Annotated in this window: 19 protein-coding genes; 5 read left to right on the plus strand and 14 right to left on the minus strand. The window is 62.7% G+C overall.

What is annotated here, in order from left to right; genetic code table 11:
- Position 1 precedes the first annotated feature (1 nt).
- On the minus strand, positions 2-1,039 hold the full coding sequence (locus tag RBH19_RS03925) for an amidohydrolase family protein (RefSeq protein WP_306727512.1): 1,038 nt from the start codon (positions 1,037-1,039) through the stop codon (positions 2-4).
- A complete protein-coding gene (locus RBH19_RS03930; protein WP_306727513.1) occupies positions 1,036-1,863 on the minus strand; it encodes an SAM-dependent methyltransferase in 828 nt (275 codons plus the stop codon). Before RBH19_RS03930 ends, RBH19_RS03925 begins: the two co-directional genes overlap by 4 nt.
- A 204-nt stretch (positions 1,864-2,067) precedes the next feature.
- On the opposite strand from RBH19_RS03930, the gene RBH19_RS03935 reads away from it, so the two are divergent.
- The gene (locus RBH19_RS03935) at positions 2,068-2,805 is read left to right on the plus strand and encodes a DUF2884 family protein (protein WP_306727514.1); all 738 of its coding nucleotides are present in this window, start codon (positions 2,068-2,070) and stop codon (positions 2,803-2,805) included.
- A gap of 58 nt (positions 2,806-2,863) precedes the next feature.
- On the opposite strand, the gene RBH19_RS03940 is transcribed toward RBH19_RS03935, so the two are convergent.
- Together RBH19_RS03940 and RBH19_RS03945 are read right to left on the minus strand one after the other, a co-directional pair.
- On the minus strand, positions 2,864-4,027 hold the full coding sequence (locus RBH19_RS03940) for a serine hydrolase domain-containing protein (RefSeq protein ID WP_306727515.1): 1,164 nt from the start codon (positions 4,025-4,027) through the stop codon (positions 2,864-2,866).
- An 89-nt stretch (positions 4,028-4,116) separates the two neighbouring features.
- Entirely contained in the window at positions 4,117-5,199 is a 1,083-nt protein-coding gene (locus RBH19_RS03945) for an alpha/beta hydrolase (protein ID WP_306727516.1), read from the minus strand.
- A 246-nt stretch (positions 5,200-5,445) separates the two neighbouring features.
- On the opposite strand from RBH19_RS03945, the gene RBH19_RS03950 reads away from it, so the two are divergent.
- The 3 genes from RBH19_RS03950 (at position 5,446) to RBH19_RS03960 (ending at position 9,407) form a co-directional block, all read left to right on the plus strand.
- A complete protein-coding gene (locus tag RBH19_RS03950; protein ID WP_306727517.1) occupies positions 5,446-8,271 on the plus strand; it encodes an AMP-binding protein in 2,826 nt (941 codons plus the stop codon).
- Positions 8,272-8,362: 91 nt separating this feature from the next.
- Entirely contained in the window at positions 8,363-8,734 is a 372-nt protein-coding gene (locus tag RBH19_RS03955; protein ID WP_306727518.1) for a TraR/DksA family transcriptional regulator, read from the plus strand.
- Between the two features lie 16 nt (positions 8,735-8,750).
- The gene (locus RBH19_RS03960; RefSeq protein ID WP_306727519.1) at positions 8,751-9,407 is read left to right on the plus strand and encodes a thiopurine S-methyltransferase; all 657 of its coding nucleotides are present in this window, start codon (positions 8,751-8,753) and stop codon (positions 9,405-9,407) included.
- A 33-nt stretch (positions 9,408-9,440) separates the two neighbouring features.
- Here RBH19_RS03960 and RBH19_RS03965 read toward each other — a convergent pair whose 3' ends face one another.
- From RBH19_RS03965 to fbp, 9 genes are all read right to left on the minus strand, one after another.
- Positions 9,441-10,562: a site-2 protease family protein gene (locus RBH19_RS03965; protein WP_306727520.1), complete on the minus strand. Its 1,122-nt coding sequence runs from the start codon at positions 10,560-10,562 to the stop codon at positions 9,441-9,443.
- Positions 10,563-10,574: 12 nt separating this feature from the next.
- On the minus strand, positions 10,575-10,820 hold the full coding sequence (locus tag RBH19_RS03970; RefSeq protein ID WP_306727521.1) for an acyl carrier protein: 246 nt from the start codon (positions 10,818-10,820) through the stop codon (positions 10,575-10,577).
- A complete protein-coding gene (locus RBH19_RS03975; protein ID WP_306727522.1) occupies positions 10,817-12,010 on the minus strand; it encodes a dihydrolipoamide acetyltransferase family protein in 1,194 nt (397 codons plus the stop codon). The genes RBH19_RS03970 and RBH19_RS03975 overlap by 4 nt, the downstream gene beginning before the upstream one ends.
- Positions 12,007-14,019: a pyruvate dehydrogenase (acetyl-transferring) E1 component subunit alpha gene (gene pdhA, locus RBH19_RS03980; RefSeq protein WP_306727523.1), complete on the minus strand. Its 2,013-nt coding sequence runs from the start codon at positions 14,017-14,019 to the stop codon at positions 12,007-12,009. Before pdhA ends, RBH19_RS03975 begins: the two co-directional genes overlap by 4 nt.
- Positions 14,012-15,745 carry an acetate--CoA ligase gene (acsA, locus tag RBH19_RS03985; protein ID WP_306727524.1) on the minus strand — a complete coding sequence of 578 codons (1,734 nt, stop codon included), beginning with the start codon at positions 15,743-15,745 and terminating at the stop codon, positions 14,012-14,014. Before acsA ends, pdhA begins: the two co-directional genes overlap by 8 nt.
- Positions 15,746-15,885: 140 nt before the next feature.
- Positions 15,886-16,584 carry a helix-turn-helix domain-containing protein gene (locus RBH19_RS03990; RefSeq protein WP_306727525.1) on the minus strand — a complete coding sequence of 233 codons (699 nt, stop codon included), beginning with the start codon at positions 16,582-16,584 and terminating at the stop codon, positions 15,886-15,888.
- A 186-nt stretch (positions 16,585-16,770) separates the two neighbouring features.
- Complete coding sequence (locus RBH19_RS03995; RefSeq protein ID WP_306727526.1) at positions 16,771-17,397, minus strand: response regulator transcription factor; 627 nt, start codon at positions 17,395-17,397, stop codon at positions 16,771-16,773.
- Complete coding sequence (locus RBH19_RS04000; RefSeq protein WP_306727527.1) at positions 17,384-19,309, minus strand: PAS domain-containing sensor histidine kinase; 1,926 nt, start codon at positions 19,307-19,309, stop codon at positions 17,384-17,386. Before RBH19_RS04000 ends, RBH19_RS03995 begins: the two co-directional genes overlap by 14 nt.
- A 154-nt stretch (positions 19,310-19,463) precedes the next feature.
- Entirely contained in the window at positions 19,464-20,594 is a 1,131-nt protein-coding gene (gene fbp / locus RBH19_RS04005) for a fructose-1,6-bisphosphate aldolase/phosphatase (RefSeq protein ID WP_306727528.1), read from the minus strand.
- Between the two features lie 161 nt (positions 20,595-20,755).
- On the opposite strand from fbp, the gene glgP reads away from it, so the two are divergent.
- On the plus strand, positions 20,756-23,398 hold the full coding sequence (gene glgP, locus RBH19_RS04010; protein ID WP_306727529.1) for an alpha-glucan family phosphorylase: 2,643 nt from the start codon (positions 20,756-20,758) through the stop codon (positions 23,396-23,398).
- On the opposite strand, the gene malQ is transcribed toward glgP, so the two are convergent.
- Positions 23,334-24,872: a 4-alpha-glucanotransferase gene (malQ, locus tag RBH19_RS04015; protein WP_306727530.1), complete on the minus strand. Its 1,539-nt coding sequence runs from the start codon at positions 24,870-24,872 to the stop codon at positions 23,334-23,336. The genes glgP and malQ overlap by 65 nt on opposite strands.
- Position 24,873 lies beyond the last annotated feature (1 nt).

Here is a 24,873-nt window from a genome sequence, read left to right on the forward strand (position 1 = left end):
ATCAATCCGGGGTGTGACGTCCGGCTTGCTGGAAATAGGGAGCCCGATTGCCATGAATCCGGGCCAGGGCCTCATCGCCGATGAGACTGCGCAGCCGATTCAGGGGCGCCAGCGTGTCGTCGTATTCCAGGCTGTCCCAGTCCGACCCGAAGAGAACCCGTTCCGGCCCGAGGCGCTGAATGGCCTCGGCCACGGCTTGCCGATTCTGCCGCAGCCGCAGGGCGGTTCGTCCACCGTCCCAGACATCCTTCTCCCTGAAAAAGGCCCCCGAGAGGTCGAAATAGAGCTTGGGATGGCTGTCCACGGCGGCGGCCAGCACCCGGGTGGCCCGTGAGGTGGGGCCATCCATGCCGCCGCCGCCGCCCATGTGGGCCAGCTGAACGGTGACATGGCGGGTGAGCGGCAGGGTCTCATCCACGAAACGCTGCACCCATTCACTGTCATAGCGGTGGCCACGCGTCCTCAAATGGATGAGCAGTGACAGCTCCAGTTCCGCCGCCAGGGCGGTGGCATCGTGCAACGCCTGAAAATGCGAATCCCGGCTCAGATCCACGGCCGAGTTGGCCATGTGCATCTTGATCCCGACCACGTTCAGTGTCGCGCAGCGGCGAATCTCTTCCAGTGCGTACTCCGCCAGCGGGCTCACCCCGCAGAAGGCCACCAGGCGATCCGGATGGCGGGCGGCCTGCTCCGCGGTGAAGTCGTTCTCACGCCGCACCTTGTCGTATTCATTGTCAAAGGCGACTTCCGGAATGGCATACATGTAGCCCAGCGACAGGATGGCGGCCTGGTGGATGCCGTATCGGTCCAGTTGCTGGATCAGTGCGTCGGCATCCTGGTAACCCTGGCTGAGTTCATGGCGGGCATAGCCCCGGGCCAGCTGCACCCTCGGCAGGGCCTGCGCCGCGATCTCGCTGCGCAGATGGACGTGATGATCGGCGGCGGGGACCCGCCCAGCCGGTGGTGACGTGGCGCAGGCACCGAGCAGCAACAACACGATCAGGCAAAGCGAAGCGTAATGGCGGAGAGGGGGCTTCATGGTGACGGTGAATCTCTTGTTTGCAGTATCCAAATGGTGCTCTGATCCGTGCCGCTCAAGGCGGGTGATGAACTCAGCTGTTCGATTTCCCCATCCCGCATCCGGCCGCGAAAGACTTCCTGGCGCTGATCCAGCGCAAGGCGGAAGCGGAACTCCCGGCCGGAAAGGTGGGTGTCACGCAGGGGAATCACTTCACCTTGCCATTCTGCCGTGCCACTGAAGCGCTGAAAATCCTGGTGGATGCGGAGTTGCAGTACCCGTTCACCGTCACTGATCTGCCACCGTCCGCCGATATTCGCGGGCACGGTCCACAGGTGGATGGGGTGGCCACCCACCTGGCGGGTCGCGTCGGCGGGCCAGCGACCCATGCCGAATTCGTGCGAAACCACGCGCGTGCCGGCGGGCATGGCGAGAATGGCCGCCTTGAGTCGGCGGTTGAGTTCCGGCAGCAGATAGAGGGTGAGGACATCGGCGGAGGAAAAGTCCGTCTCGAAGATATCGTCCTGGCTGAAGTGGACCTGGCCCGATACACCGGCCGCCTCCGCGTTTCGTCGTGAAATCTCGACCAGTTCGGCGTCGATCTCCACCCCCCAGGCAGTGGCCCCGAAATCCCGCGCGGCGGCAATCGGAATGCGTCCATCCCCGGAACCCAGGTCCACCACCAGATCATCCGGCCCGGTGCCGGCCAGTTCCAGCATGGCCGTGACCACCCGTTCCGGCGTCACGATGAAGCCCACGTCCGGTTCACGGTCGATGACGGTTGCCGCCAGTACGGTGGACAGGAGGAGAAGCGGAGCTGTCAGCAGGAAGCGGGCAGGGCGCATGGGAGAACCTGTGTGGCTGATTGAATGGCGTTCTGGCAGGGCCAGTATAAACACCGCCGGCGGGTATGGCCGGGCCCGTGCCGGTCACGGGGTTTCGCCGGCCCGGATGTGGGCCGGGTTCAACCGGCAAGGCAACGACTTGACATTGGTGTGCTACATAGGTAAAACACCAGTATGGCATGAGCCATCAATGGAGGTTTTCCCATGACAATGAAGCGTTTTGTGGTGATCCCGCTGCTGGCGGGAGCAATGTTGGCCGGTGTTGCGCAGGCGGGCGTGTCGTCGGACTGCAAGGCCTCTTTCAGGCCGGATGTCCGTGAGTCCCCGCAGGCGGTGACCCTGCAGGAAGACGGTGGCGACATTTTCCGTTTTTCCTACGGTGGCCTGGAGATCAATGGTGAACGCATGACCTTGTCGGCCCGCGGCATGGCGGATGCCCAGGCCTATGAGGACGGCGTGCGTGAACTCATGGCCGAAGTGCGAGCGATTAGCCTGGAAGCGGTGGACATCGCCGTTGACGCGGTGGAAATCGCCATGACCACGGTCTTTGGCAATGGCGCCTCGGATCTCAGTCTCGACCTTAGGGCGTTGCGGGCGGAACTCGAGGAGGAGATTCAGACTACCGAGAACTTCAGCTCCGCCGAGTTCGGCGACCGGATTGATGAGCGCGTCAATCGCATCGTTGATGAAGCCGTGCCGAAGATGAAAGGGGCGGGCATGCGCCTGGCCCTGGCTGCCGTACTGTTTGGGCCGGAGTACGTGGAAAAGCGCGTCGAAGGCCTGGACGAGCGCATTGAGGAAGTCGTCAATCAGCGAGCCAGTGACCTTGAGGCGCGTGCCGAAGGTCTCTGCAGCGTACTGGAGCAACTTGAAGCCCTGGAATCTCGGCTCGACGAAGAGCTTCCCGAGCGCTACTCACTTCGTTTCGTTCGCCCGAACTGAGCCGTATCGGATGGCCAGCCGGTCATCAACCGGCTGGCCATCGTTGATTCCCGGCCCCTCAGGAAAAATCATCAATGAGAGTCTGAAGCAGCCGCACGGCCGCCCGGTCACTGCTGTCGTCGGTTCCGTTCATGACGACGGTCACGGCCAGGTCGCCTTCCGGAATCAGCACGATGAAGCACACGAAGGTACCGGCGCTGCCGACATAGACCACGGCCTGTTCATGCCCGAACCCCCGCTGAACGCCCCAGCTGATTCCGCCCTGAAAGCGGGGCTCCAGCATGGCATCCACAGTGGCCTGACTGATGGATTCTGACTGTCCGAGCATGGCCTGTAGCCAGCTTGCGCCATAGATACCCATGTCCGACATGCTGGCATGCAGGGCGCCGGCCGGGTTGAGCAGCGCGGCAATCTGGTAGTCGCCATCGGGATCCACGGGGCGCCACTGCCCGTTCTCGCGACGATGTCCAAAGACGAACCCCTCCGCCCCGGCGCCCGTACCCGGCCAGCCAAGGCCGACATGTTGCATGCCTAGGGGACTGGCGATCTGATCCTTTATCGCCTGTTCCCAGCTTGTCCCAGTCCGGCGTTCGATCATGGCCGCCGCCGCCGTGAAGCCACCGTTGGAGTAGTGGTAACTCGCTCCCGCTTCTCCCACTGGCGGCTGCAGGAGCATCCAGCCCACCAGTGCCTGGCGCTGCTCCTGCAGGCTGCCGGTAAAGGCCGGCAATACGGCAATGCGATCATCCTCGATCAGCTGAGGCAGGCCGGATTCATGGGACAGGAGGTGGGCCAGGGTCAGGCCTTCGTAGTCCGGCAGGGCGTTGTCCCGAAACTCCGGAAAGACGTCCAGCAGTCGGGTGTCCCAGCCGAGCTGTCCGGTCTCTACCGCCTGCGCGGCGAGCATTCCGGTCATGGTCTTGGTAACCGAGCCGATATGGAAGGCATCATCCGGCTCAATGTTGGCGCCGTGATCAATTCGGCGCTGGCCGCTGACAGCGTGTGCCACCAGCCCGCTTGAGCGGCTGATCACGGCACCCATGCCGGGAACGTCCGCCTGCCGGCGCGCTTCATCCAGCCTGTTCTGCAGCGTGACCACGGCATCGACATCGAGCGCCGACGGAACCGCTGTGTCAGGTGCACCGTCGCAGGCCGAAAGCCCGCCCAGAAGCAGAAGCAGGACGGGGATGACCCGCCCTGAACCGATACGAAACTCCCTCATCTCGAATGTCCTCAGGTCATGAAGGGACGGGCCATGCCCTTGCTCCTGCCTCGGAACTTGTCCCGTCACTGCCGGGGTTCAGATCATTGTCACTGGCGGCGAGACAGCCAGGCAATGATTTCTTCCATCAATTCTCCGGAAAGCTCCATTTCACCAAAGACATGCTGACCCACCGGCTTGCCGGGCGCCCGCAGGAAGAAGTGGTCCTGCTCGGGCAGGATGCGCACCGTGAAGTCCTGGTTGCCGGCGGACAGCAGCGCGGCGGTAAGAGGGCCGGCATTCAGGGCAGCCGAGGTCAGCCGATCATGGCTGCCGTAGATCGCCAGGGTCGGAACACGGGTTTCGGCCAGGGCCTCACTGGGGTTATCAGCCAGGAAGTGTCGCATCCAGTCGTCGGTCATGCGGCCGGTGAATCCAGCCAGCATGTGGGCGTTTTCTTCCGTGCTCACATCGATATTGCCCAGGGCGAAGAGCGCAACGGTGTTCTCACGCATGTCGTCCGCGCTGGCGCCCTCGATGGAAAGGCGTGCGGCCTCGCGCATGTGGGCCTCGACTTGTGCCAGTACCTCCGGATCCTCAATGCCCACACCTTGACGGAAGCCGGCCACCTGCTGATCCACCCAGACGGTCTTGCCCTGCAGTGCCGGGGCGCCGAGCAGGATGACGAGATCCGGCGGGCTATCCTGCGCGGCCAGTCGCGCGGCAATACCGGCTCCTTCGCTGTGCCCGATCACGCCAACCTGGCTGAACGTGGCAATGTGACCGTCCCTCAGCCAGTCGAGGGCTGCCCGCATGTCCACCACCCGGTCCGCTGTGGTGGATTCCCGGGTGGTGGGCCCGGTGGATTCGGCCGTGCCACGATCATCCAGGCGCAACGTGGCGATGCCGGCGCTGGCGAGTGCTTCAGCCTGGAGCCTGAACAGTGGTGCCCCGGAAATGATGGCATCCCGCGGGTGATCGCCGCTGCCCGTGATCATCAGCATGACGGTGCCGCCCTCGGCCCCTTCGGGAACCAGCAGGGTGCCTGCCAGAGTGACGGACGGATCCGGCGTGGTGATGCGCACTTCGTGGCTCTTGTGCTGGGCGAGCAATGGCGTGGAAAGCAGCATCAATGCGGCAATTGCCAGCATTCCGGTCTTGATTAGGCGGTTTCCAGCTTTGTTGTCTGGCATGTTCAGATCCTCACGTCTTCGATCAACTTGATGTCAACGCCTTGGGGAGATTCCCCCAAGGCAGATCTAGTGTTATACATATGTATAACACCTGTCAAGTCTGATCGGTGGCCGGCGCCATGCATTCGGGGTCGGTTTTCCGCCCGCCATGTGCCAAGCTTCCCCAAAGAGCGGTCAGTCACGAACATGGACACACCGGCGCTTGTCGTTGTCTCAGCAGGCAGAGCCTGCAATGAGGAGGTCGGCATGACGGAGAAGGGCAGGGAAATCGAACGCCCCTTGCTGGAGCTGGTCACGGAACTCGCACGCAGCCTTCATCCCGGATACAGCTTTCCCGAGTTGCACCTGGACAGCGACCTGGAAAAGGACGCCGGTCTGGACAGTCTCGGCCGGGTTGAGCTCATGCTGAGAATCCGGCGCCGCTTTCGGGTCGAGATCGCCGATGAACAGGCGGTAGAGGCGCGTACCCCGGGCGATCTCCTGAAGGCCATCGAAGCCGCCGGGCCGGCCACGGAGGTGACGAGTGAGGTCACGGTGGACGACGTGGAAAGCGGTGATGGCGAGCCGGTGGAGCCATCGGATGCCGCCACCCTGGCCGAGGTGCTCGACTGGCACGCGGATCGTGTGGGTGATCGGCAATGCCTGACTCTTTACGAGCCCGGTGGCGATCTCAGCAGCCTGAGCTATCAGCAGTTGCGTGAGGCGTCGGCGGAGCTGGCGGCCGGTCTGCGCGAACGGGGCCTCGGCCCCGGTGATCGGGTGGCCTTGATGCTGCCCACCGGCCTGGATTTCTTTTTTGCCTTTCACGGCGTACTGCGTGCCGGCGGGGTGCCGGTTCCCCTGTATCCGCCCGTGCGCATCAGCCAGGTGGAGGATCATTTTCGCCGCATTGCGAGGGTGGTTGAAAACGCCCAGGCGGCCTTTTTCATTGCCTCCACCGAAACGGTCCGTGCCGGGCAGCTGTTGATGAGTCTTGCGCCGGGACTGTCACATGTACTCACGGCCGATCAATTGCGCGAGGGCATGAGCGGTATCCAGCGGGTGCCCCGACGTCAGGAAGAGATGGCCTTTCTCCAGTACACCTCGGGTACCACGGGCGATCCCAAGGGTGTGATTCTCAGCCACGCCAATCTGCTCGCCAACATCCGGGCCATGGGGGGCGTGGTGGGCGCATCACCCGATGACCGCTTCGTGAGCTGGTTGCCCCTCTATCACGACATGGGTCTGATTGGGGCGTGCCTGGGTACTCTGTATTACGGCATTCCCCTGTATCTGATGTCCCCACTGCAGTTCATGGCGCGGCCCCAACGTTGGTTGTGGGCCATTCATCGGCATGGCGGCACCCTCTCGGCCGCACCCAATTTCGCCTACGATCTCTGTGCCAACCGGCTCAGGGACGAGGACCTGGAGGGGCTGGATCTCTCCAGTTGGCGAGTGGCCTTCAATGGTGCGGAACCGGTCAGTCCCAAAACCCTGGAGGTCTTTCAGAAGCGATTCTCCCCCTACGGTTTCGGCGAGAAGACCATGAAGCCGGTGTACGGTCTGGCCGAGTCGTCGGTGGGGCTGACCTTTCCACCCATGGATCGTGCACCGCGATTCGATCGCATTGATCGTGATGCCTTTCAGCGTCGCGGTGAGGCACGACCGGCCGCGGAGGAGGCGCCCGATGCCCGCCTTCTCGTGGCCTGCGGACGCGCCCTGCCGGGGCATGAAATCCGTGTCGTTGATGAACGCAATCGCCCGCTGCCGGATCGTCGGCAGGGTCATCTCCAGTTTCGGGGCCCGTCCTGCACCCGTGGCTATTTCAGGAACCCGGATGCCACCAGCGACCTTTTCCATGACGGGTGGCTCAACTCCGGTGACCTGGCCTATCTGGACGACGGTGAGCTCTATCTCACCGGCCGGGTCAAGGACATGATCATTCGGGGTGGACGGAATTTCTATCCCTATGAACTGGAGCAGGCGGTGTCCGCCATTGCCGGTGTGCGACGCAACAATGTGGCCGTTTTTGCCAGCCGGGGTGATGATTCCGGGCCGGAGAAGCTGGTGGTGGTGGCCGAGACGCGGGAACGTGATGTGGCCGAGCAGGAACGGATCCGCGAGGCAATCATCGAGGCCAGCATGTCGTTCATGGAGTCGGCACCGGACGTGATCTCGCTGCAACCGCCTGAATCCATCCCCAAGACCTCCAGTGGCAAGATTCGCCGCCCGGCCTGCCGCGAACTCTTCGAAAGCGGTCAACTCGGGCAGCGCGTCGGCCTGTGGCGGCAGATGGCGCACCTGATGGGGAGCGGGCTCTTGCCCACACTGCGGCGAAGCCTGAACAAGGCCGGGCGTGGCCTGTTCGCCACCTGGGCCTGGCTGACCGCCATCCTCCTGTTGGTGCCGGCATCCATCCTGCTGCTGGTGATGCCGGGACGCGGCCTGCGTGCTGCCATAGCGCGAGGCGCCACGCGCTCGGTGCTGTTGCTCACCGGCATGGGCCCGACAATCCGTGGTCTGAATCACCTGCCGGAGGGGCCCTGCGTTGTGGTTGTCAACCATGCCAGCTATCTGGATGGTCCTCTCATGCGGGCGAGCCTGCCGGGGCCGCTTTATTTCATTGCAAAGCGTGAACTGGCCGGCACGGTCCTGGGCCATGTACTGCGCCGCGTGGGTGCGCTGTGGGTGGAGCGCTTTGACCACCGCAAGGGGCTTGAGGATCTGGAGCGGGCCATCGCCCACCTGGCCAATGGTGAGCGACTGCTCTTCTTCCCGGAGGGCACGCTGGCGGCTGCGCCCGGGCTGCGCAGCTTCCGGATCGGTGCGTTCATGGCCGCCGTACGCTGCCAGGTGCCGGTTGTAGCGGTGGCGGTACGTGGCAGTCGCCGGAGTCTGAGAGGTTATTCCTTTCTGCCACGGCCTTCGCGGATTGAAGTAGACATCGGCCCACCCATGGCGCCTGACGGTGATGGATGGGAGGCAGCCATCGAGTTGCGTGATCGCAGCCGGGCGTGGCTGCTGGCGCACTGTGAGGAACCGGACATCGGTGGGCAGACGACCAGCCTGTTTGATCGCGACGCAGGGGTCTGAGACAGAATTTCACGCTTGTTTTGATGTCGATCAAGCCATGCTGCCGTCATAGGCGTGAGACTGACGTTTCATTGCTTCGGGAGGTTGGGTCATGGCGATTGAAAGCAGCCAGTTCAGGCAGTTGCTGGAAGCGCGCGAGGTGGTGGTGGTTGACGCCATTCGCCAGCACCTGGATGACGCTGGGCGGGAACACCGCGCTGGCGGCCTGCCTGATGTCATGGATACGAAGGACAGCGCCTTTCGCGATACCATGAATACGATCCGGCAGGCTGGCCTGATACGCGAGGCAGAGGAACTGGAAGATATTCGCGGGGCGCTGGCGCGTATCGACGCCGGCCGTTACGGGGTGTGCATCGTCTGTGGGGAGCATATCCCCGAGGCCCGTCTCAAGGCCTGGCCAACAGCCAAGCGCTGCCGTCCCTGCCAGGAAGAGCGGGAAGCCGAGAAGAGGCGCGGCCACTGAATCAGGAGTCATCGGAATGGATCCGGAATTCTGGCGGGAACGCTGGCAGAACGACCAGATTGGCTTTCATGAAGGTGCGGTCAATCGCCTTCTCCAGAGCCATTGGCACCATCTGAACCCGGTGCCCGGGGAAGCCGTGCTGGTGCCCCTGTGCGGCAAGGCCCATGATCTGGCCTGGTTGCGGGACCAGGGGCATGAGGTGATTGGCGTGGAGCTGAGTGACCGGGCCTGTGCCGCCTTTTTCGCCGAGCGGGGGATTGAACCGGAGGAAAGCTCGGGGCAGCGTTTTACCTGCTATCGTCACCGCCAGATTGCCCTGTGGTGCGGTGACTTCTTCCAGCTAAGCCCCGACGACATCGGGCCGGTGGGTCTTGTCTATGATCGGGCGGCACTGATCGCGCTGCCGGAAGCCATGCGCCAGCCGTACGTGACTCACCTCCGTCACCTCACCGGTCCGCAGGCCAGAACGCTGCTGGTTACCCTGGATTACCCGGAACAGCCCGGATTCCAGGGGCCACCCTTCAATGTCAGCGACGGGGAGGTGGAGCGGCTTTTTGGTGACAGCCATCACATCGAACGGCTCCACCATGGTCCGCTCCCTGCCGATGACGGCCTTCGCAAACGGGGTCTTCAGGGCGGCACCGAAAGCGTTTTCTGCCTGCGCCGACGTTGATCACGTGGCGTTGACGTCACCCGCTCAGGGCAATCACGGGCGCGTGGCCAGCTGAAGCTCCAGAGCCCGCAGCAGACGATTGCGGTCAATCCAGCCGATGACGCGATCCGCTTCCGTCACCGGTACCTGATTGAAGCCGGTTTCGCTCATCAGTGCCAGAATGTCTTCCACCCCGGTGTCGATCTCAACGCTCTTGAACATGTCCTTGCCCGTCATTACCTGACTGACTGGCGTGTGTGCCCAGTCGCCGGGTGCAATGTGTCGGATGTCATTGAGGGTGATCAGACCGTGAATATCCTGTTCCCTGCCCACCAGGCTGGCCCGTTCGGCCCGTGGCAGCAGGAAATGGTCAATCCAGTCCCGGATGCTGAGTTCCGGATCGACCGGCCGTAGCTGGCGTTCGGCCAGATCCCTTGCCCGGATGCCGGAAAGCCGCATGCGCAGGTCGAATTGCCTGCCATGCATATCGGCCATGGTGAGCAGGAACCAGGCAATCAGAATGATCCAGAGCCCGCCCAGCAGGTTGCCCAGATAAAGACCATTGAACAGACCCAGGGCAAAGAGGCTGTAGGCCACCACGCGCCCACCCATGACCGCCGCCCGGATGCCCTTGCGAGCGTCCCCGGTGAAGCGCCAGATGGCGGCCCGGAATACGCGCCCGCCATCCAGGGGGAAGCCGGGGATCATGTTGAACACTGCCACCACCAGGTTGATTACACCCAGCCAGCCGAAGGCCACCGAGACGGGCTCCAGAAAGGGACTGAAGAGGAAGGACAGCATCAGGAATATGGCCGCCAATGCCAGGCTGACCAGGGGGCCGGCGATGGCGATATGGAACTCATCTTCGGGATTCTCGCTGTCCTTGCCCAGCTGGGCCATGCCGCCGAAGATGAACAGGGTAATGGCCTTGACGGGTATGCCCCGGCGAATGGCTACCAGACTGTGACCCAGTTCATGGGCCAGGATGGAGCCGAAGAAGGCCAGGGCAGTGAACAGGGCGGTGAGTATGGCCGTTGGCAGTGCCCATTCTGGATAGTGGCGAATCAAGGTGCTGCTCAATGTCACCATCAGCAGCGCAAAGATCACCAGCCAGCTGATATGAACCTCCAGGCGAATGCCCCGGAAGTGACCCAACACCATCACAGTCTTGAACATGGCGCCTTTCTCTTATCGGTTCCTGGCTTCAAGGTAGTCCAGCAATTCACCCAGGGTCTGCATGCGGCCGTAATCCCGTTCGGGGATATCCACCTGCAGACGTTTGTGGATGGCGATGAGCAGGTTCATGGCATCCATGGAATCCAGATCGTATTCCTCCCGCAGGGTTTCCGTGTCTTTCACGACGGCGGTGTCGATGTCGGGGGCGATATCCGAGAGTTCTTCGAGAATGGCCTGTCTGAGTGCGTCTCTGTTCACAATCCCTCCGGGTGCTGCAGCCGCTGGTCGATGTCGTTGAGAAAGCGGGCCCCCACATGACCGTCACAGACCCGGTGATCCGCCGCCAGACTGATGTCCACCGTGGCGTGCACGGCCAGGGCGTCGTCGATGGCGACGGGGCGGGGGCGTGGCCGGCCGAAGCCGATCATGGCCACTTGGGGCGGCTGAATCACGCCGATGACCCGGTCCACACCACGCTCTCCCAGACTGGTCACGGTGGCCGTGCCCTGATTGAACTCGGAGCCGCGCAGACCGCCGCGCCGGGCCCGCTGCACCAGGTCCTGCATGGCGGCGGTGATCTCGCCAAGGCTCAGGCGGTCGGCGTGGAGAATGGCGGGGGCCACCAGCCCGCCCCCGCGCAGGTGGATGGCCAGGCCCAGGTGGATGTCACTGGATGGCCGGAAGCCATCCGGCCCGTAGTGACCATTCAGTTCACCGAAACGGGCCAGGGCCAGGGCGGTGGCGCGGATGAACAGGCCCGCCATCAACAGCCGCTCGGCCGGGGGGCGGTCATGGTTCCAGTTCTCCAGCCATTGTTCGGCGGCGTTCAGGTCCACTTGCTGGCTGAGATAGAAATGGGGGATCTCCCGCTTGGCCCGGCTCATGGTGGCGGCAATGGCGCTCCGCATGGCTTCCGGCTCAAAGCCCCGTGATGGCTCGGCGAAAGTCCTGTCGTCGGTTTGGTCCAGGTCGCGCAGCAGGATGGCCCCATCCGGGCCACTGCCTCGGAGCCGGCTCAAATCCAGGTCCCGCAGTCGAGCCTGACGCCGGGCGGCGGGTGAAGCGGTGGGCCGTGGCTCATGGCCGGGGCCGTGTCTGGTCGGCTGGGCGGGTTTTCGGGGCGGCTGGCTGTCATCCGGACTGGGCCTTTCCGGGGCAGCCTTGCGGGGCAGGGGCGCGGTGGCGGCTTCGGCTGTCTTGCTGGCCGCCTGCTCGTCCCCGTCGATCCGTGCCAGCACCTCGCCCACCGGCACTTCGCTGCCTTCCTCCACCAGCAGTTCGCGTACCGTGCCGTCCTCGAAGATCTCGATATCCAGCACCGCCTTGGCGGTTTCCACCGCTGCCACCACCTGGCCACGCTTGACCCGGTCTCCGGGCCGGATCTTCCAGCGCACCAGCTTGCCGGATTCCATGTCCGCGCCCATGGAGGGCATGCGAAAATCGCTCATGCCTGTTCCCCCAGGATTCGGCGGGCGGTGGCAACGATCTTGTCCACCTGGGGCAGGGCCGCTTCTTCCAGGTGACGGGGGTAGGGCATGGGCACTTCCTCGCTGCAGACCCGGGCGAGTGGCGCGTCCAGCTCCCAGAAGGCCTGTTCGGACAGGATGGCCAGGATCTCGCCGGCCAGACTGCCGGTGAGCCAGCCCTCGTCCACCACCACCGCACGCCGGGTGCGGCTGACGGATTCGATCAGGGTGTCGCGATCCAGTGGGCGCAGGACCCGGAGATCAATCACCTCCGCCTCGATGCCGTCCCCGGCCAGTACCTCGGCGGCTTCCAGGGTCTTGTACAGGCAGCCGCCCCAGGTGATCAGGGAAATGTCGCGACCGGGCCGCCGGATCACCGCCTTGTCGATGTCCACGCCATCCGGCTGGGGGGTGAGTTCGGCGCTGTGGTTGTAGAGCATCACATGCTCGAAGATCAGCACCGGATTGGGGTCCTGCAGGGCCGACCACAGCATGTAGCGGGCATCCTCCACGGTGGCCGGGTAGAGCACCCGGATGCCGGGCACATGGGCATACCAGTTTTCCAGGCTGTGGGAGTGCTGGGCCGCCACCTGGCGACCGGCACCGGTGGCCATGCGGATCACCAGCGGTACCGGAAACTGGCCACCGGACATGTGCAGCAGTGTGGCCGCCGTGTTCACGATCTGGTCCATCGCCAGCAGGCTGAAGTTGACCGTCATGATCTCCACGATCGGGCGCATGCCGCCCAGTGCGGCACCAATGCCGGCGCCGGTGAAGGCGTTCTCGGACAGCGGCGTGTCGCGCACCCGTTCCGGGCCGAAGCGCTCCAGCATGCCCCGTGTGACGGCATAGCAACCGCCATAGCGGCCGATGTCCTCGCCCATGATGAAGACCCGCTCGTCGTGGCTGAGTGCTTCCTCAAGCCCGCGGGCGAAGGCTTCACGCAGGCTCAGTTCCCTACCCGCTTCCTCCGCCTCGGGGGGTGGCTCACGGCCGGCCGGGGCGGGTGCCATCACATGTTCATGCAGGTCAGTGACCGCTTCCCATTCGGAGTCTTCCGCAAAGCGAACCGCGGCCTCGACTTCTTCCATGACTTCCCGATCCAGACTGGCCTGCTGTTTTTCGTCGAGCAGGCCGGCCTGCTGCATCCAGTTGGCCAGGCGATCGATGGGATCGCGTTCTTTCCATTGCGCCACTTCTTCCTGATCGCGGTAAAGCTGGGGGTCGAACATGGAGTGGGCGCGGAAGCGGTAAGTGTCACACTCGATGAAGCGCGGCCCCTGGCCACCGCGAATCTCCTCCAGTGCGGCGCGGGCGGCGGCTTCCACCTGCACCACGCTCATGCCGTCCACCTGACGGGCCGGCACGCCGATGGCTTCGGCCTTGCGGTGAATGGCGGTCTCGGCATGGGCCACCTCGATGGGGGTGCCCATGGCGTAATGGTTGTTCTCGCAGACGAAGAGCACGGGCAATTGCCACAGGGCGGCCAGATTGAGGCTCTCGTAGAAAGCGCCTTCGGCGGCGGCCCCATCGCCCAGGAAGCAGACCGTGGCCCGCTCGATGCCCTGCAGGCGGTCGGCCAGGGCCAGGCCCACGGCCAGCGGTAGACCGCCGGCGACGATGGCATTGCCACCGAAGAAGCGGGCGTCGGCATCGAACAGGTGCATGGATCCGCCCCGGCCCAGGGAACAGCCGGCCCGCTTGCCGTACATCTCGGCCATGACCCGTTCCATGGAAATGCGATTGAGCAGGGCGTGGCCGTGTTCGCGATAGGTGGAGATGACCGCCTCGTCCGCGCGCAGATTGTGCATGACCCCGGTGCCCACCGCTTCCTCGCCAATGCAGACATGCAGGAAGCCACGAATCTTTTCCTGGGTGTACAGCTCCACGCAGCGTTCCTCGAATCGGCGAATCCGCAGCATCTGATGGAGCAGGGCGAAGGCATGTTCGCGGGACATCTTGGGCTTGTGGGCCCGGCTGATCTCAGTCATTGCTGCCCCCTTCCAGGGTGGAGAGGTCGCCTTCCGGAAGACCCAGTTCACGGGCACGCAGCAGGCGGCGCATGATCTTGCCGCTGCGGGTGCGCGGAAGCTGTTCACGGAACTCGATCTGTCGCGGTGCCACCGCCGGCCCCAGGCGCTGGCGGGCCAGCCCCAGCAGGGCCTTTTGCAGAGCCTTGTCCGGCGTATGGCCAGGCTTGAGGGTGACGAAGGCCTTGACGGTCTCGCCGGCCACTTCATCCGGCACACCGATGACACCGGCCTCGGCCACCGCGGGGTGTTCCAGCAGGGCGCTTTCCACTTCGAAGGGGCCGATGAGATGGCCGGCGGACTTGATCACATCATCGGTTCGGCCAATGAACCAGTAATAGCCATCGGCATCGCGACGGGCCAGGTCCCCGGTGAGATACCACTCGCTTTCAAAGCACTTGCGGTAGCGCTCCTCCTGGTTCAGGTAGCCTCGGAACATGGAGGGCCAGCCCTGTTTCAGGGCCAGTTCCCCGGTCTGATCGGGCTCATGGAGGATTTGAAGGCCGGATTCACTCTGGCGGGCAATGGCGGCCTCGATGCCCGGAATGGGCTTGCCCATGGAGCCGGGCCGGATGGACAGACCCGGCCGGTTGGCAATCATGATGCCGCCGGTTTCGGTCTGCCACCAGTTGTCATGGAAGGGCAGGCCGATGACTTCCCGGCCCCAATGCACCGCTTCGGGATTGAGCGGCTCGCCCACGCTGGACAGAAAGCGCAGGGCGGACAGGTCATGGGCCCGGGCCAGTTCCGGCCCCTGCCGCATGAGCATGCGGATGGCGGTCGGGGCCGTGTACCAGACCTTTACCGCCTGGTCCTGAAGAATGCGGTACCAGCGTTCGGCATCGAACTCGGCTTCGTCCACTACCAGGGTGGTGCCATTGGTGAGCGGCGCGATCATGCCGTAGGAAGTCCCCGTTACCCAGCCCGGATCGGCGGTGCACCAGTAGACATCGCCGGGTCTGAGATCGAGGGCGTACTGGCCGGTGACATGGTGGGTGATGACCGCCTCGTGCACATGCAGGGCGCCCTTGGGCGTACCCGTGGTGCCCGAGGTGAAATGCAGCAGCACTGGTGCGTCCGGGGCCATGGGACGGGTGCTGTAATGGCTCGAGGCCCGATCCATGAGTGCCCCGGCATCGCGGGTGTTTTCGGGGGCCTCGTCCACATCGCCAATTAGCAACACCTCCCGCAGGCAGGGCGTCTGGGTGATCCATTCGGCGACCTTGCGGCGATAGAGGCGTTCGGTGGTGACCAGTACCGCCGGCTCGCCAATCTCCACCCGTTGGCGGATGGGTTCGGGGCCAAAGGCGGGGAAGAGCGGGGTGAACACGCAGCCATGTTTGATGGCGCCAAAGAAGCCGGCGTACAGGTCCGGAATGCGCTGGGACAGGCCGTAGACCCGCTCGCCCGGCCGGATACCCAGTTCATCAAGCACATTGGCAAAACGATTGGCGCGTTCATTGAGGGCGCGGTAACTGATATCCCGCGCCTCGAGACTGTCGCGGGCCAGGAAGCTTAAGGCCGTCCGTTCGGCGGCGGGACCATCCATGTGTCGGTCCAGGGCTTCGAAAGCGAGATTGATCCGGCCCTCACCCAGGTCACTCAGTTGGGCACGGGCCGTGGCCCAGGAAAAGGACTGCGTGTTTGAGACTTGATGGGCATTGCCCGTTGCCTTGCGTCCAGACATGGAGATACCTCCCCGGTGCCGATGGGCTGGTTTCAGGCTAGACAATTGGTCACGGCAGGCACTTGATCCCGGTCAATCAAGGATCGAAATCGCGACCGGCCCGATCCGGCACTGCTTCTGTCGGATCACGGCCGGTTGGGTCAGCTGGCGAGATGAGTGGGTACTTGTCTGTTCTCGGCGCGGGCCACCTGCTCCAGGGCATCGTGGTCGAGAATCTGGATATGGTTGTTCTCAACAGCCAGGATGCCTCGCACGCGCAGGCGACTGAATATCCGCGAGACGGTTTCCGGCGCCAGACCGATGTAGCGGGCCAGGTCCCGGCGCCCCATGGGCAGGTGGAATTCCCGGGCACTGAATTCCCGGCGCCGCTGGGCCTCGGAGAAATCGAGCAGGAAGCGAGCTAGGCGGGCATCGGTGCCACCCCGTTCCATGTGCAGCAGGCGAGCCAGGCGCAGAATCTCGTCCTGCATCCAGCTCAGCATCATCTGCTCTTGTTCGGGATGTGCCAGCCGCTGGACACTGGAGGTATCGAGTGCCACCACCGAGAAAGCGGCGAGTTTATCGGCCAGGCTGTCGCAACCGATCAGGTCGCCGGACAGATGAAAGCCGATCACCTGCTCATCACCATCCTCATGGATGAAGTAACTCTTGAGGATGCCGCCGACCACTCGATGCACGCGATCGACCCGGTCTCCAGTGCGGAACAGATGCTGCCCCCGCTGCAGAATGCGAAGACGGCTTAACGAATCGGTTTCGCCCAACTCCTCACGATCAACGGCCGTTAGACCGGTCGGCAAGCTGGAACTGAACAATCCGGTGTTTTCAATGGTGGCCTGCATGTCGGTTCTCCAGGGTGCTGGACTATTTCCATATCCCATTGGAGCAACTGTAGGCTCAACGATTACTGCCGACTATAAGGGGTTTCCACTAAGTGCACCTCTCGGGGACTGATGGATTTTCCATAACCAAGATATCCGGGGAGGTTGGCGTTGCTCATCGCCGTCTTTTTACTGTGGATAACGCGCTTAATGTGCGTCGAGTTGGTTTATTTCCGGGGCCAATTTGGCGAGCTGGGCGGCTGAACGCAGCTGCAGCTTGTGCAAGAGGTTATGCCGATGGATCTCCACCGTGCGTTCGCTAATGGCCAGTTCGGCGCCGACAACCTTGTTGGCCTTGCCGTCGGCAACCCGGCTGGCCACCTGCCGTTCCCTGGGTGTGAGCTGCGCCAGACGGCTTTGCAGGGCCGCCTGGTGTTCCCGCTTTTCCAGTTGCAGCCTGTGCTGATTCAATGTGTCACCCACGAGCGCAAGCAGTTGCTGAGGGGTGAAGCTGCCTTTCTCGAGAAAATCGAAAGCCCCGCGCTTGAGGGCGGTGACTGCGGAGGCGACATCGGCCTGTCCGCTGAGAAAAATGATGGGCAGCTGGGGGCTGCTTGTCTGAAGTGCTTCCTGAATCTGGATGCCATTTTCTTCCCGCAAATGCAGGTCCAGTAGCAGGCAGGTGGGGCCTTCGGGCAATGGGTGATGGAGTAGGGACGCGCCCGAGGCATGGCAGCGTGTTCGAATCCCAGCGGTGGACAGGATTGCTGCCAGCGATTCGCGCACATCCACATCATCGTCCACGATGATGACCGTGCCCTCAGACTGGCTCATGCTTCTCTCCCGTCAGGGGCAGGGTCAAGCGAAAGCATGCGCCGCCTTGTGGGTGGTTACTGCCTTCAAGCGTGCCGCCATGACGGCGGATGATGGAACGGCTGATGGCCAGGCCCTGTCCCATGCCGCGGGTCTTGGTGGTGAAGAAGGGGGTGAACAGCTTTTCCATGTCTTTCTCGGCGATACCGGGGCCTGTGTCGATAATGTCCACCCAGCACTGATTTTTCGGCTTGTCGTGCCGGGCCACGATGCGGATTTCATGTGGTCCCGGGGTGTGATCCATGGCATCCATGGCATTGGAGACAAGATTGAATAGCACCTGCTGGATCTGCACGCTGTGGGATTTTATGTGACAGGGTGTATCAGGTATATCTATCTCTACACGAATATTGCTTAGGCGTGCGTCGTGATCCAGGAGGCGAAGCACCTCGCAAACCAGTGAGTAAATGTCCAGGTCCTTGTCAGGGGGATCGTCCTCATTCCGGAGGAAGGATGTTATCTGATTGAGAATGTCATTGACCCGCTTGCTTTGCCGCTCGATTCTATCCAGGTTGTCATCTATAGGCGTTTGCAGGGTCGCTGTTCCGTTCTGCTGGCGCATCGCGTAGGCCGACGCCTGTATGGCCAGCAACGGTTGGCGGATTTCGTGTGCCAGGTTAGCTGTCATCTCCCCCAGGGCATCGACGCGGTTGAGCTGGGCCAGTTGATCCAGGTATTTCCGGGCTTCGTTGCGGATCCGGTTTCGCTGGGTCAGATCATGGGTGATGCCAACGAACATGCGCCGGCCCGATTCATCGAATTCCGCGACCGACAACAGCAGGTCAATGGGTTTGTCGTCGCGATGGCGGCCCGTGACTTCCCGGCCGATGCCGATGATCCCTGCCTTTCCGGTCCTAAGATAGTTGTCAATGTATTGATCATGCTTGTCGCGCTCGGGTTTTGGCATCAGCATGTTTAGGTTGTGGCCGATCACCTCGGCGGCTTGGTAGCCGAACAGGCGTTCCGCAGCCGGATTAAAGCTGTGCACCGTGCCGGTCTCGTCAATGGTGATGATTCCATCAATGGCAGTATTGATGATGGTCTCGGCACGGCGGCTGGTACGGTCCAGTTTCCGTTCCAATGACTGTTCGTGGCTGAGATCCACTGAAAGAATATAAAAGCCGTTGATATCACCGGCCGGGTCATGGCTGGGGATGTAATTGCCGTGAATGAAACGGGGACCGCCGCGTGCATAGGGCACTTCGCCCTGGAACAGTGCATGCTGTCCGGCCAGAGCCTGGCGGAAATGCCCTTTCAGGATCCGGAAGGCCTGGCGTCCGATGACATCCTTCAGATGCTTCCCCCGCTGGGCCTCCGGGTCCAAGCCGAACCAGTCCCGGTAAGCGTGATTGGCGAACAGAATTTCGAAATCGGGACTGATGTGAGCCACCAGGCCCGGCAATGCCTTCAGCAACTGTTCCAGGTCGGTCGACCTGTCGCCCGTCTTCTGTTCGGCATCAATCACCCTTGGGTCAGGGCGTGGTGGCGGGGGGGCAGTGAGCAAATGGCAGAGTAGTTGGCCTTGGTCGTCGATTACCGGGCTGGCTGACAGCTGGAGCATCCGATCCGGCCCGGCGCGGATGCGCCATTGACAGCGGATGGTGGTCGAACTGCCCGGAGTGGAGGCGGATTGCAGCGCTTTCCTGAGGTGTCGGGCCTCTTCAGATGTCATGAGAACGGGGTCGGGAGCCTGGCCGATGACTTCCGCGGCCGGGTGTCCGGTCAGGCGTTCACACGCGGCATTGAACAGCAGAACCTGACCTTTCGGGGCCAGGGCGAAAATCAGCTGTCCGCCCTGGGCTAGCACCGCATCGAGCAGGCGGGCATGGTGCTCTGCCGAAGGGGCTTGAGCATGGACAACGTCGTGGTCCATCAACGTTTCTCCAAATCCGTGGGAAGGCGATCACTCTCAGAAGTGTAGACCAATATGCTGGCTATATCAGAGAAAACTGATAAAAGGCGGGTGGTCGGGTCAGCTTGCCCCGACCACCCGCCGCGGCGGTGGACTTTTCAGTTCCTGGGCGGGCTCAGAGCGCCTGTCGGAGTGGTTCCGGTCCGTTCGGGCGAACGCGGAAGCGTTCATCCAGGCTATCCAGGGTGGTGGTGATGCCCGTGTATTCCAGTTCATCCATGGGCAGCATGGCGGCGCCGAAGAAACCCTGCTGGCGCATGTCCATCGCCTTGTCGGCAACCTGGTCGCGCACCCGATCCCAGAAGGGATGAGCGAATACATCGACGGGGTCGGTGAGCTTGCCTTCGTGGACGCAGAAGGCGGCGCCGGTGACGATGGGCGGGCCGTCAAAATAACTGGTCCCAGCATTCAAGGGCACCGGCATTAGCGGCATATTGTGGGAACCGCGCATGCCGCCGGCGACGAAGTGGCCGGTGCTGAAAGGCGCCAGTATTTCCCCGGTGGCCGGGAAGTCTTTCTGTACCCGAACCAGCATGACCGGATCGTCCTTTCCGGTGTATTTGCCGGCAATGTTGTGCAGGCGGGAGGTGGAGGCCGCCACCGCCTGTTGGCCCGAGTGACGCGACCAGATCGATTCCACCACATAGCGCTCCGGATCCCGCAGCAGGGCGGCGATGCGGTACAGATCTTCCGGTGCCTCCAGTTCAATCACCCGGTCCTTGCCGGTATGGGCGACATCCATGATCACGAAGCGGAAGCCTTCGGTGAGGGCCGGTGAGAGCAACAGGCCGGGAGTGTTCATGGGGTCGGCGAAGGCCCGGTACAGGGGCAGGTTGAAGGCCCCCGGGTCGGTCTTGTCGGCCGCGAACAGCACAAAGGGTTCGGCATCCCGTTCCTGGAAGGTCATTTCCGCCACGCCTGGACCCATGCCGCGCACATTGCCGGAAAAGGCATCGGCGAGCAGATCCTGGCCGGCGCCGTAAAGGCCTTCCGAACGCGCCACTTCGGTACCGGCGAGAAAGGCCTCCCAGGCCATTTCATGGATGGCGGTGGCGCCCACGCCCTGCTGGTGGGTCATCAGAATGGCAATGTCGTCGCCGGTCCAGCTGACCCGGCTGTCGATCAGCTGCTTTCGCCCCTTATGCTGGATGATCTCCCGCACTTTTTCCGTCAGCGCTGTGGACGGTTGAATATGGCCGCCGATGGAGCCGATATCGGCCTTGAGCACGCTCAGTGTGATTTCCATGTGTTACTCCTCCCCGAAGGGGCTTGGCTGAAAGCGTTTCTTCATCATCAAGGCCCTGGTTCGTGTCCGCATTGACGGCGGTCATCATCATCGCCTCTCGTGACACATACATTATCTGCATGACGATCACAGAGCCGGTTGGACCGGCAGGAAGTAGCGCAATGGCAGGGCATGATCACTTGCTGGAAGTCAGGCCAAAACTGCCGAAAGCCCTGGCCCGGCTGGAGGATCTGAGCGGCAATCTTTACTACAGCTGGGAGCGTCGGGTTCGCGGGCTGTTTCATCGTATCGACCCGGATCTCTGGAATCGGTGCGAGCATAATCCGAAGATCTTCCTGCGCCGGGTTTCCCAGGTGCGGCTGAAGGCGTTGGCAAAGAGTCCGGATTTTCTGTTCCAGTACAAGAGCGTTTTGGATGCCTTTGACAGCTACCTGTCGGCCGAACGCGATCGTCCCCTGCAGGCCATCAGCGGCCTGGAGCCGGGTCGAGATCTGGTCGCCTATTTCTGCATGGAATACGGCCTCTATGAGAGTCTGCAACTGTACTCAGGGGGGCTGGGTATTCTCGCTGGCGATCACTGCAAGGCCGCCAGCGATCTCGACCTGCCTTTTCTCGCCGTTGGTCTGATGTACCGGCAGGGTTATTTCACCCAGCGCCTGGATCGTGATGGCGGTCAGGAAATGATCTACCGGCCCTTCCGGGTGGAAGACCTGCCGGTGACACCGGTGACGGACGAACATGGCGAGGAAATCCGGGTTGCCGTGGAGCTGGCCGATCGTGAGGTGGTGATTCGCCTGTGGCAGATTCAGGTCGGGCGACTGCAGCTCCTGCTGCTGGATACCGATCTGCCGGAGAATGGACCCAATGATCGACGCATCACCTACCAGCTCTACGGCGGTGATCGGGTGATGCGCCTTGAACAGGAAATGGTGTTGGGGGTGGGGGGTGTGCGTGCCCTGCGTGCCATGGGTTTTCATCCTTCTGTCTGGCACATTAACGAGGGACACCCGGCCTTTCAGATCCTCGAACGCTGCCGGGAATGGGTTAGCCAGGGTCTGACCTTTCCCGGCGCCCTGGAAGCGGTGGCAGCCGCCACGGTCTTCACTACCCATACCGCGGTGCCGGCGGGTCATGACCTGTTCACTCGTGAACTGGCCGAGCGCTATCTCATGCCGCTTGCTGAATTCCTTTCCGTACCTCTGTCGAGATTGCTGGCGCTTGGGGCATCCCCTCAGCGGGGAGACGCCTTTAATATGACCGCTCTGGCCTTGCGTGGATCACGCCGGCACAACGGCGTCAGTGCAGTGCATCGCAATGTGGCGGCGCGAATGGAGGCCCATGTGTGGCCGGACCTGGCGCCGGCAGACAACCCCATCACCTGGGTGTCCAATGGTGTCCATGTGCCCACCTTTCTGGCGCGGGAATGGGTCAATCTCTTTGACGGACGCTATCCGGACTGGCGCCAGCATCTGGGGGATGTTGAATTCTGGGAAGAGGCAGTGGGGAGTATTGCCGACCATCGCTTCTGGAGTCTTACCCAGTCACTCAAGAGCGATATGCTGGGGGCCCTGCATGGCTCCTTGTTCCGGCAGTACTGCCGGAATAATTATTCACGTTCCCGGATTGAGGGCATGGAGGCGGTCTTTTCGCCGGAGAATACGCGGCCGCTGATTATCGGTTTCGCCCGTCGTTTTGCCACTTACAAGCGCGCACTGTTGATCTTCCAGGACCTGGAACGGCTGGAGCGGCTTGTTACGAATCCCGATCGGCCGGTAATCCTGCTCTTTGCGGGCAAGGCTCATCCCCAGGATGTGCCCGGACAATCCCTGATCAAGCGCATCCACGAGTTTGCTTCCCGGCCCCCCTTTCTCAACCGGGTCTTTCTGATCGAGGGCTATGACATTGCCCTGGCGCGGAAACTGGTGACAGGGGTGGATGTCTGGCTCAATACCCCGGAATACCCCATGGAAGCCAGTGGCACCTCCGGGCAGAAGGCGGCCATGAACGGTGTCATCAATCTGAGTGTCCTGGATGGCTGGTGGGCTGAAGGCTATGACGGCGACAATGGCTGGGCCATCGCGCCCCATGACCGGGAGTTGTCGGCCGAGCAACGGGATCGGGTGGAAGCGGAGGATCTGCTGGATCTGCTCGAAGGGCAGGTGATCCCCGAGTATTACCGAATTGGCCCTGGCGCCTATTCCCCGGACTGGGTAGCCCGCTCCAAGCGTTCCATGATCAGTGTGCTGCCTCACTTCAATGCCGAAGGCATGGTGCGTGATTATGCCCAGCGTCTTTATGCGCCGGCAGCCCGTCACGGTGAGCGTCTGACGGCGGATGGTGCGCTTGAGGCGGAGCGTCTTGCGGCCTGGAAGGCCAGGGTTGCTCAGTGCTGGGAAGGGGTCGAAGTTCAGTGGCGGCGGCTACCTCCGACATCCATCCTGACCGGTGAGCGATTGAGATTGGAGGTCCTGGTCTGGCTCAACGGTCTGGAGTCCGGAGATGTGGTGTTGGAATGCCTGCTCAATGGTTGTGACGGCGAGGGGGATGCGTCCGAATGCCTGGTTCCGCTTCCTCACCAATCGCCTGCTGCGCTACTGGATGAGAAATTCAGGCTGGTGCATACTTTTCTGTCCACCAAGGATGAGGAAGAGGAGGCACAGGTATTTCGACTGGAGCTGGAGTCACCGGACAACGGTATCTATCAGCTGCATGTTCGACTCTACCCCTGGCACGAGTTGCTCAGCCATCCCTTCGAAATGGGGAAGATGCTGTGGTTATTCGAGACGGAACCAATTGAGGATTGAGAGTCGGGCCGTCCCGGCCGCTGGAGACCACCCGCTCCCTAAGACAGGCGGCCAGCGCCGGCAGCGACTCCTTTCCGCTCATGCGCCAGGACCAATTGCCCGCCGCGGTCCCCGGGGTGTTCATTCGTGCCTCGCTCCCGAGGCCAAGCAGATCCTGGAGCGGGATCACGCTTAATTGGCCCAGGGATTCCAGACAGCCATTCACCAGTCGCCAGTGCATGGGCTGTTCCGTGTCCAGGGCCTGTTCAGAAAGGGCGGCTAATACCCCTTCGCGTTGTTCCTCTTCAAGGCCGGACCACCAGCCCATGAGTGTGTTGTTGTCGTGGGTTCCCGTGTAGACCACGCAATGACTGTCGTGGTTGTCCGGATGATGGGGGTTGCCCTCCTTGCCATCGAAGCCGAACTGCCAGATGCGCATGCCCGGCAGGGCGAATTGATCGCGAAGCTGTTCCACTGCGGGCGTGATATGGCCAAGATCCTCGGCCACCAGCGGGAAATCGCCCAGAACCCGGTGAACCTGCTGCAGGAGTGCTTCGCCCGGCACTGGCGTCCACTCGCCGTCGGCCGGGTCACTGTCAATCGGATGCGACCAGCAGGATTCAAGGCCTCGAAAATGGTCCAGGCGCAGGATGTCGAACAGCTCCAGTTGATTCATCAGGCGTTCAAGCCACCATTTGAATCCATCTTCCTGCAGGCGGGCCCAATCATAGACGGGCGTGCCCCAGCTTTGCCCGGCCTCGCTGAAGGCATCCGGGGGCACTCCGGCAATACGGCGCGGATGGCCGTCTGCATCCAGATCAAAGTAGTGCTGATATTGCCAGGTGTCCGCACTGTCGGCGGAGGGGTAGAAGGGGAGATCGCCATACAGGGCGATACCACGGCGGTTGGCGGCGGTCTTGAGTCGCCGCCATTGCTGATGGAAGAGGAACTGCCGCAAGGCCTCCCGGTCCATGGTCGCCTCAATGTACTCGTCCAGTGGCAGCACCGGGTCTAGTTCATAGTAGCGAAAGCAGGCCGGCCAGTACGGCCAGGCCGCACCGTCGAACTGCGTCCGCAGGGCATGGAACTGGCACCAGGGGCGAAGCCAGCTGCGGTGGTGGTGGCGAAAGGCCTCGAAGGCATTGGACATGGCCCGGTTCTCCCGCTGCCTGATGCGTTGCATGGCAGCCTGAATGAGATCCGGGCCGGCCGTCCCGGACGGTGCTGAGGGCAGATCGAAATCCTTGGCCACCAGTTCGGCATCGATCAGGGCGGTATTGCCGGCGAACAGGGAAAGGGGCTGATAGGGCGAGGCGCTTTCATTGACCGGCAGCAGGGGCAGGGTCTGCCAAACGCTCACGCCAGCCTCGGCAAGAAAATCGATGAAGGCAAAGGCCGCTTTGCCCAGGGTGCCCACGGGGCCGGGGCCGGGCAGGGAAGTGGGGTGGAGCAGGATCCCGGCTCGACGGCGGCCGAATACGAAGTCGCGACGCATG

Origin of the sequence: Natronospira bacteriovora, from assembly GCF_030848495.1 — a bacterium.
Lineage (GTDB): Bacteria > Pseudomonadota > Gammaproteobacteria > Natronospirales > Natronospiraceae > Natronospira > Natronospira bacteriovora.

What these genes read in the sequence shown, in the direction of transcription:
- RBH19_RS03945 (WP_306727516.1), bottom strand. Translation starts at nt 5,199, where the DNA reads ATGCCAGACAACAAAGCTGGAAACCGCCTAATCAAGACCGGAATGCTG.
- RBH19_RS03930 (WP_306727513.1), bottom strand. Translation starts at nt 1,863, where the DNA reads ATGCGCCCTGCCCGCTTCCTGCTGACAGCTCCGCTTCTCCTCCTGTCC.
- RBH19_RS03950 (WP_306727517.1), top strand. Translation starts at nt 5,446, where the DNA reads ATGACGGAGAAGGGCAGGGAAATCGAACGCCCCTTGCTGGAGCTGGTC.
- RBH19_RS04000 (WP_306727527.1), bottom strand. Translation starts at nt 19,309, where the DNA reads ATGGACCACGACGTTGTCCATGCTCAAGCCCCTTCGGCAGAGCACCAT.
- RBH19_RS03990 (WP_306727525.1), bottom strand. Translation starts at nt 16,584, where the DNA reads ATGCAGGCCACCATTGAAAACACCGGATTGTTCAGTTCCAGCTTGCCG.
- RBH19_RS03955 (WP_306727518.1), top strand. Translation starts at nt 8,363, where the DNA reads ATGGCGATTGAAAGCAGCCAGTTCAGGCAGTTGCTGGAAGCGCGCGAG.
- malQ (WP_306727530.1), bottom strand. Translation starts at nt 24,872, where the DNA reads ATGCGTCGCGACTTCGTATTCGGCCGCCGTCGAGCCGGGATCCTGCTC.
- RBH19_RS03975 (WP_306727522.1), bottom strand. Translation starts at nt 12,010, where the DNA reads ATGAGCGATTTTCGCATGCCCTCCATGGGCGCGGACATGGAATCCGGC.
- RBH19_RS03960 (WP_306727519.1), top strand. Translation starts at nt 8,751, where the DNA reads ATGGATCCGGAATTCTGGCGGGAACGCTGGCAGAACGACCAGATTGGC.
- glgP (WP_306727529.1), top strand. Translation starts at nt 20,756, where the DNA reads ATGGCAGGGCATGATCACTTGCTGGAAGTCAGGCCAAAACTGCCGAAA.
- RBH19_RS03940 (WP_306727515.1), bottom strand. Translation starts at nt 4,027, where the DNA reads ATGAGGGAGTTTCGTATCGGTTCAGGGCGGGTCATCCCCGTCCTGCTT.
- fbp (WP_306727528.1), bottom strand. Translation starts at nt 20,594, where the DNA reads ATGGAAATCACACTGAGCGTGCTCAAGGCCGATATCGGCTCCATCGGC.
- RBH19_RS03925 (WP_306727512.1), bottom strand. Translation starts at nt 1,039, where the DNA reads ATGAAGCCCCCTCTCCGCCATTACGCTTCGCTTTGCCTGATCGTGTTG.
- RBH19_RS03965 (WP_306727520.1), bottom strand. Translation starts at nt 10,562, where the DNA reads ATGTTCAAGACTGTGATGGTGTTGGGTCACTTCCGGGGCATTCGCCTG.
- RBH19_RS03995 (WP_306727526.1), bottom strand. Translation starts at nt 17,397, where the DNA reads ATGAGCCAGTCTGAGGGCACGGTCATCATCGTGGACGATGATGTGGAT.
- acsA (WP_306727524.1), bottom strand. Translation starts at nt 15,745, where the DNA reads ATGTCTGGACGCAAGGCAACGGGCAATGCCCATCAAGTCTCAAACACG.
- RBH19_RS03935 (WP_306727514.1), top strand. Translation starts at nt 2,068, where the DNA reads ATGACAATGAAGCGTTTTGTGGTGATCCCGCTGCTGGCGGGAGCAATG.
- pdhA (WP_306727523.1), bottom strand. Translation starts at nt 14,019, where the DNA reads ATGACTGAGATCAGCCGGGCCCACAAGCCCAAGATGTCCCGCGAACAT.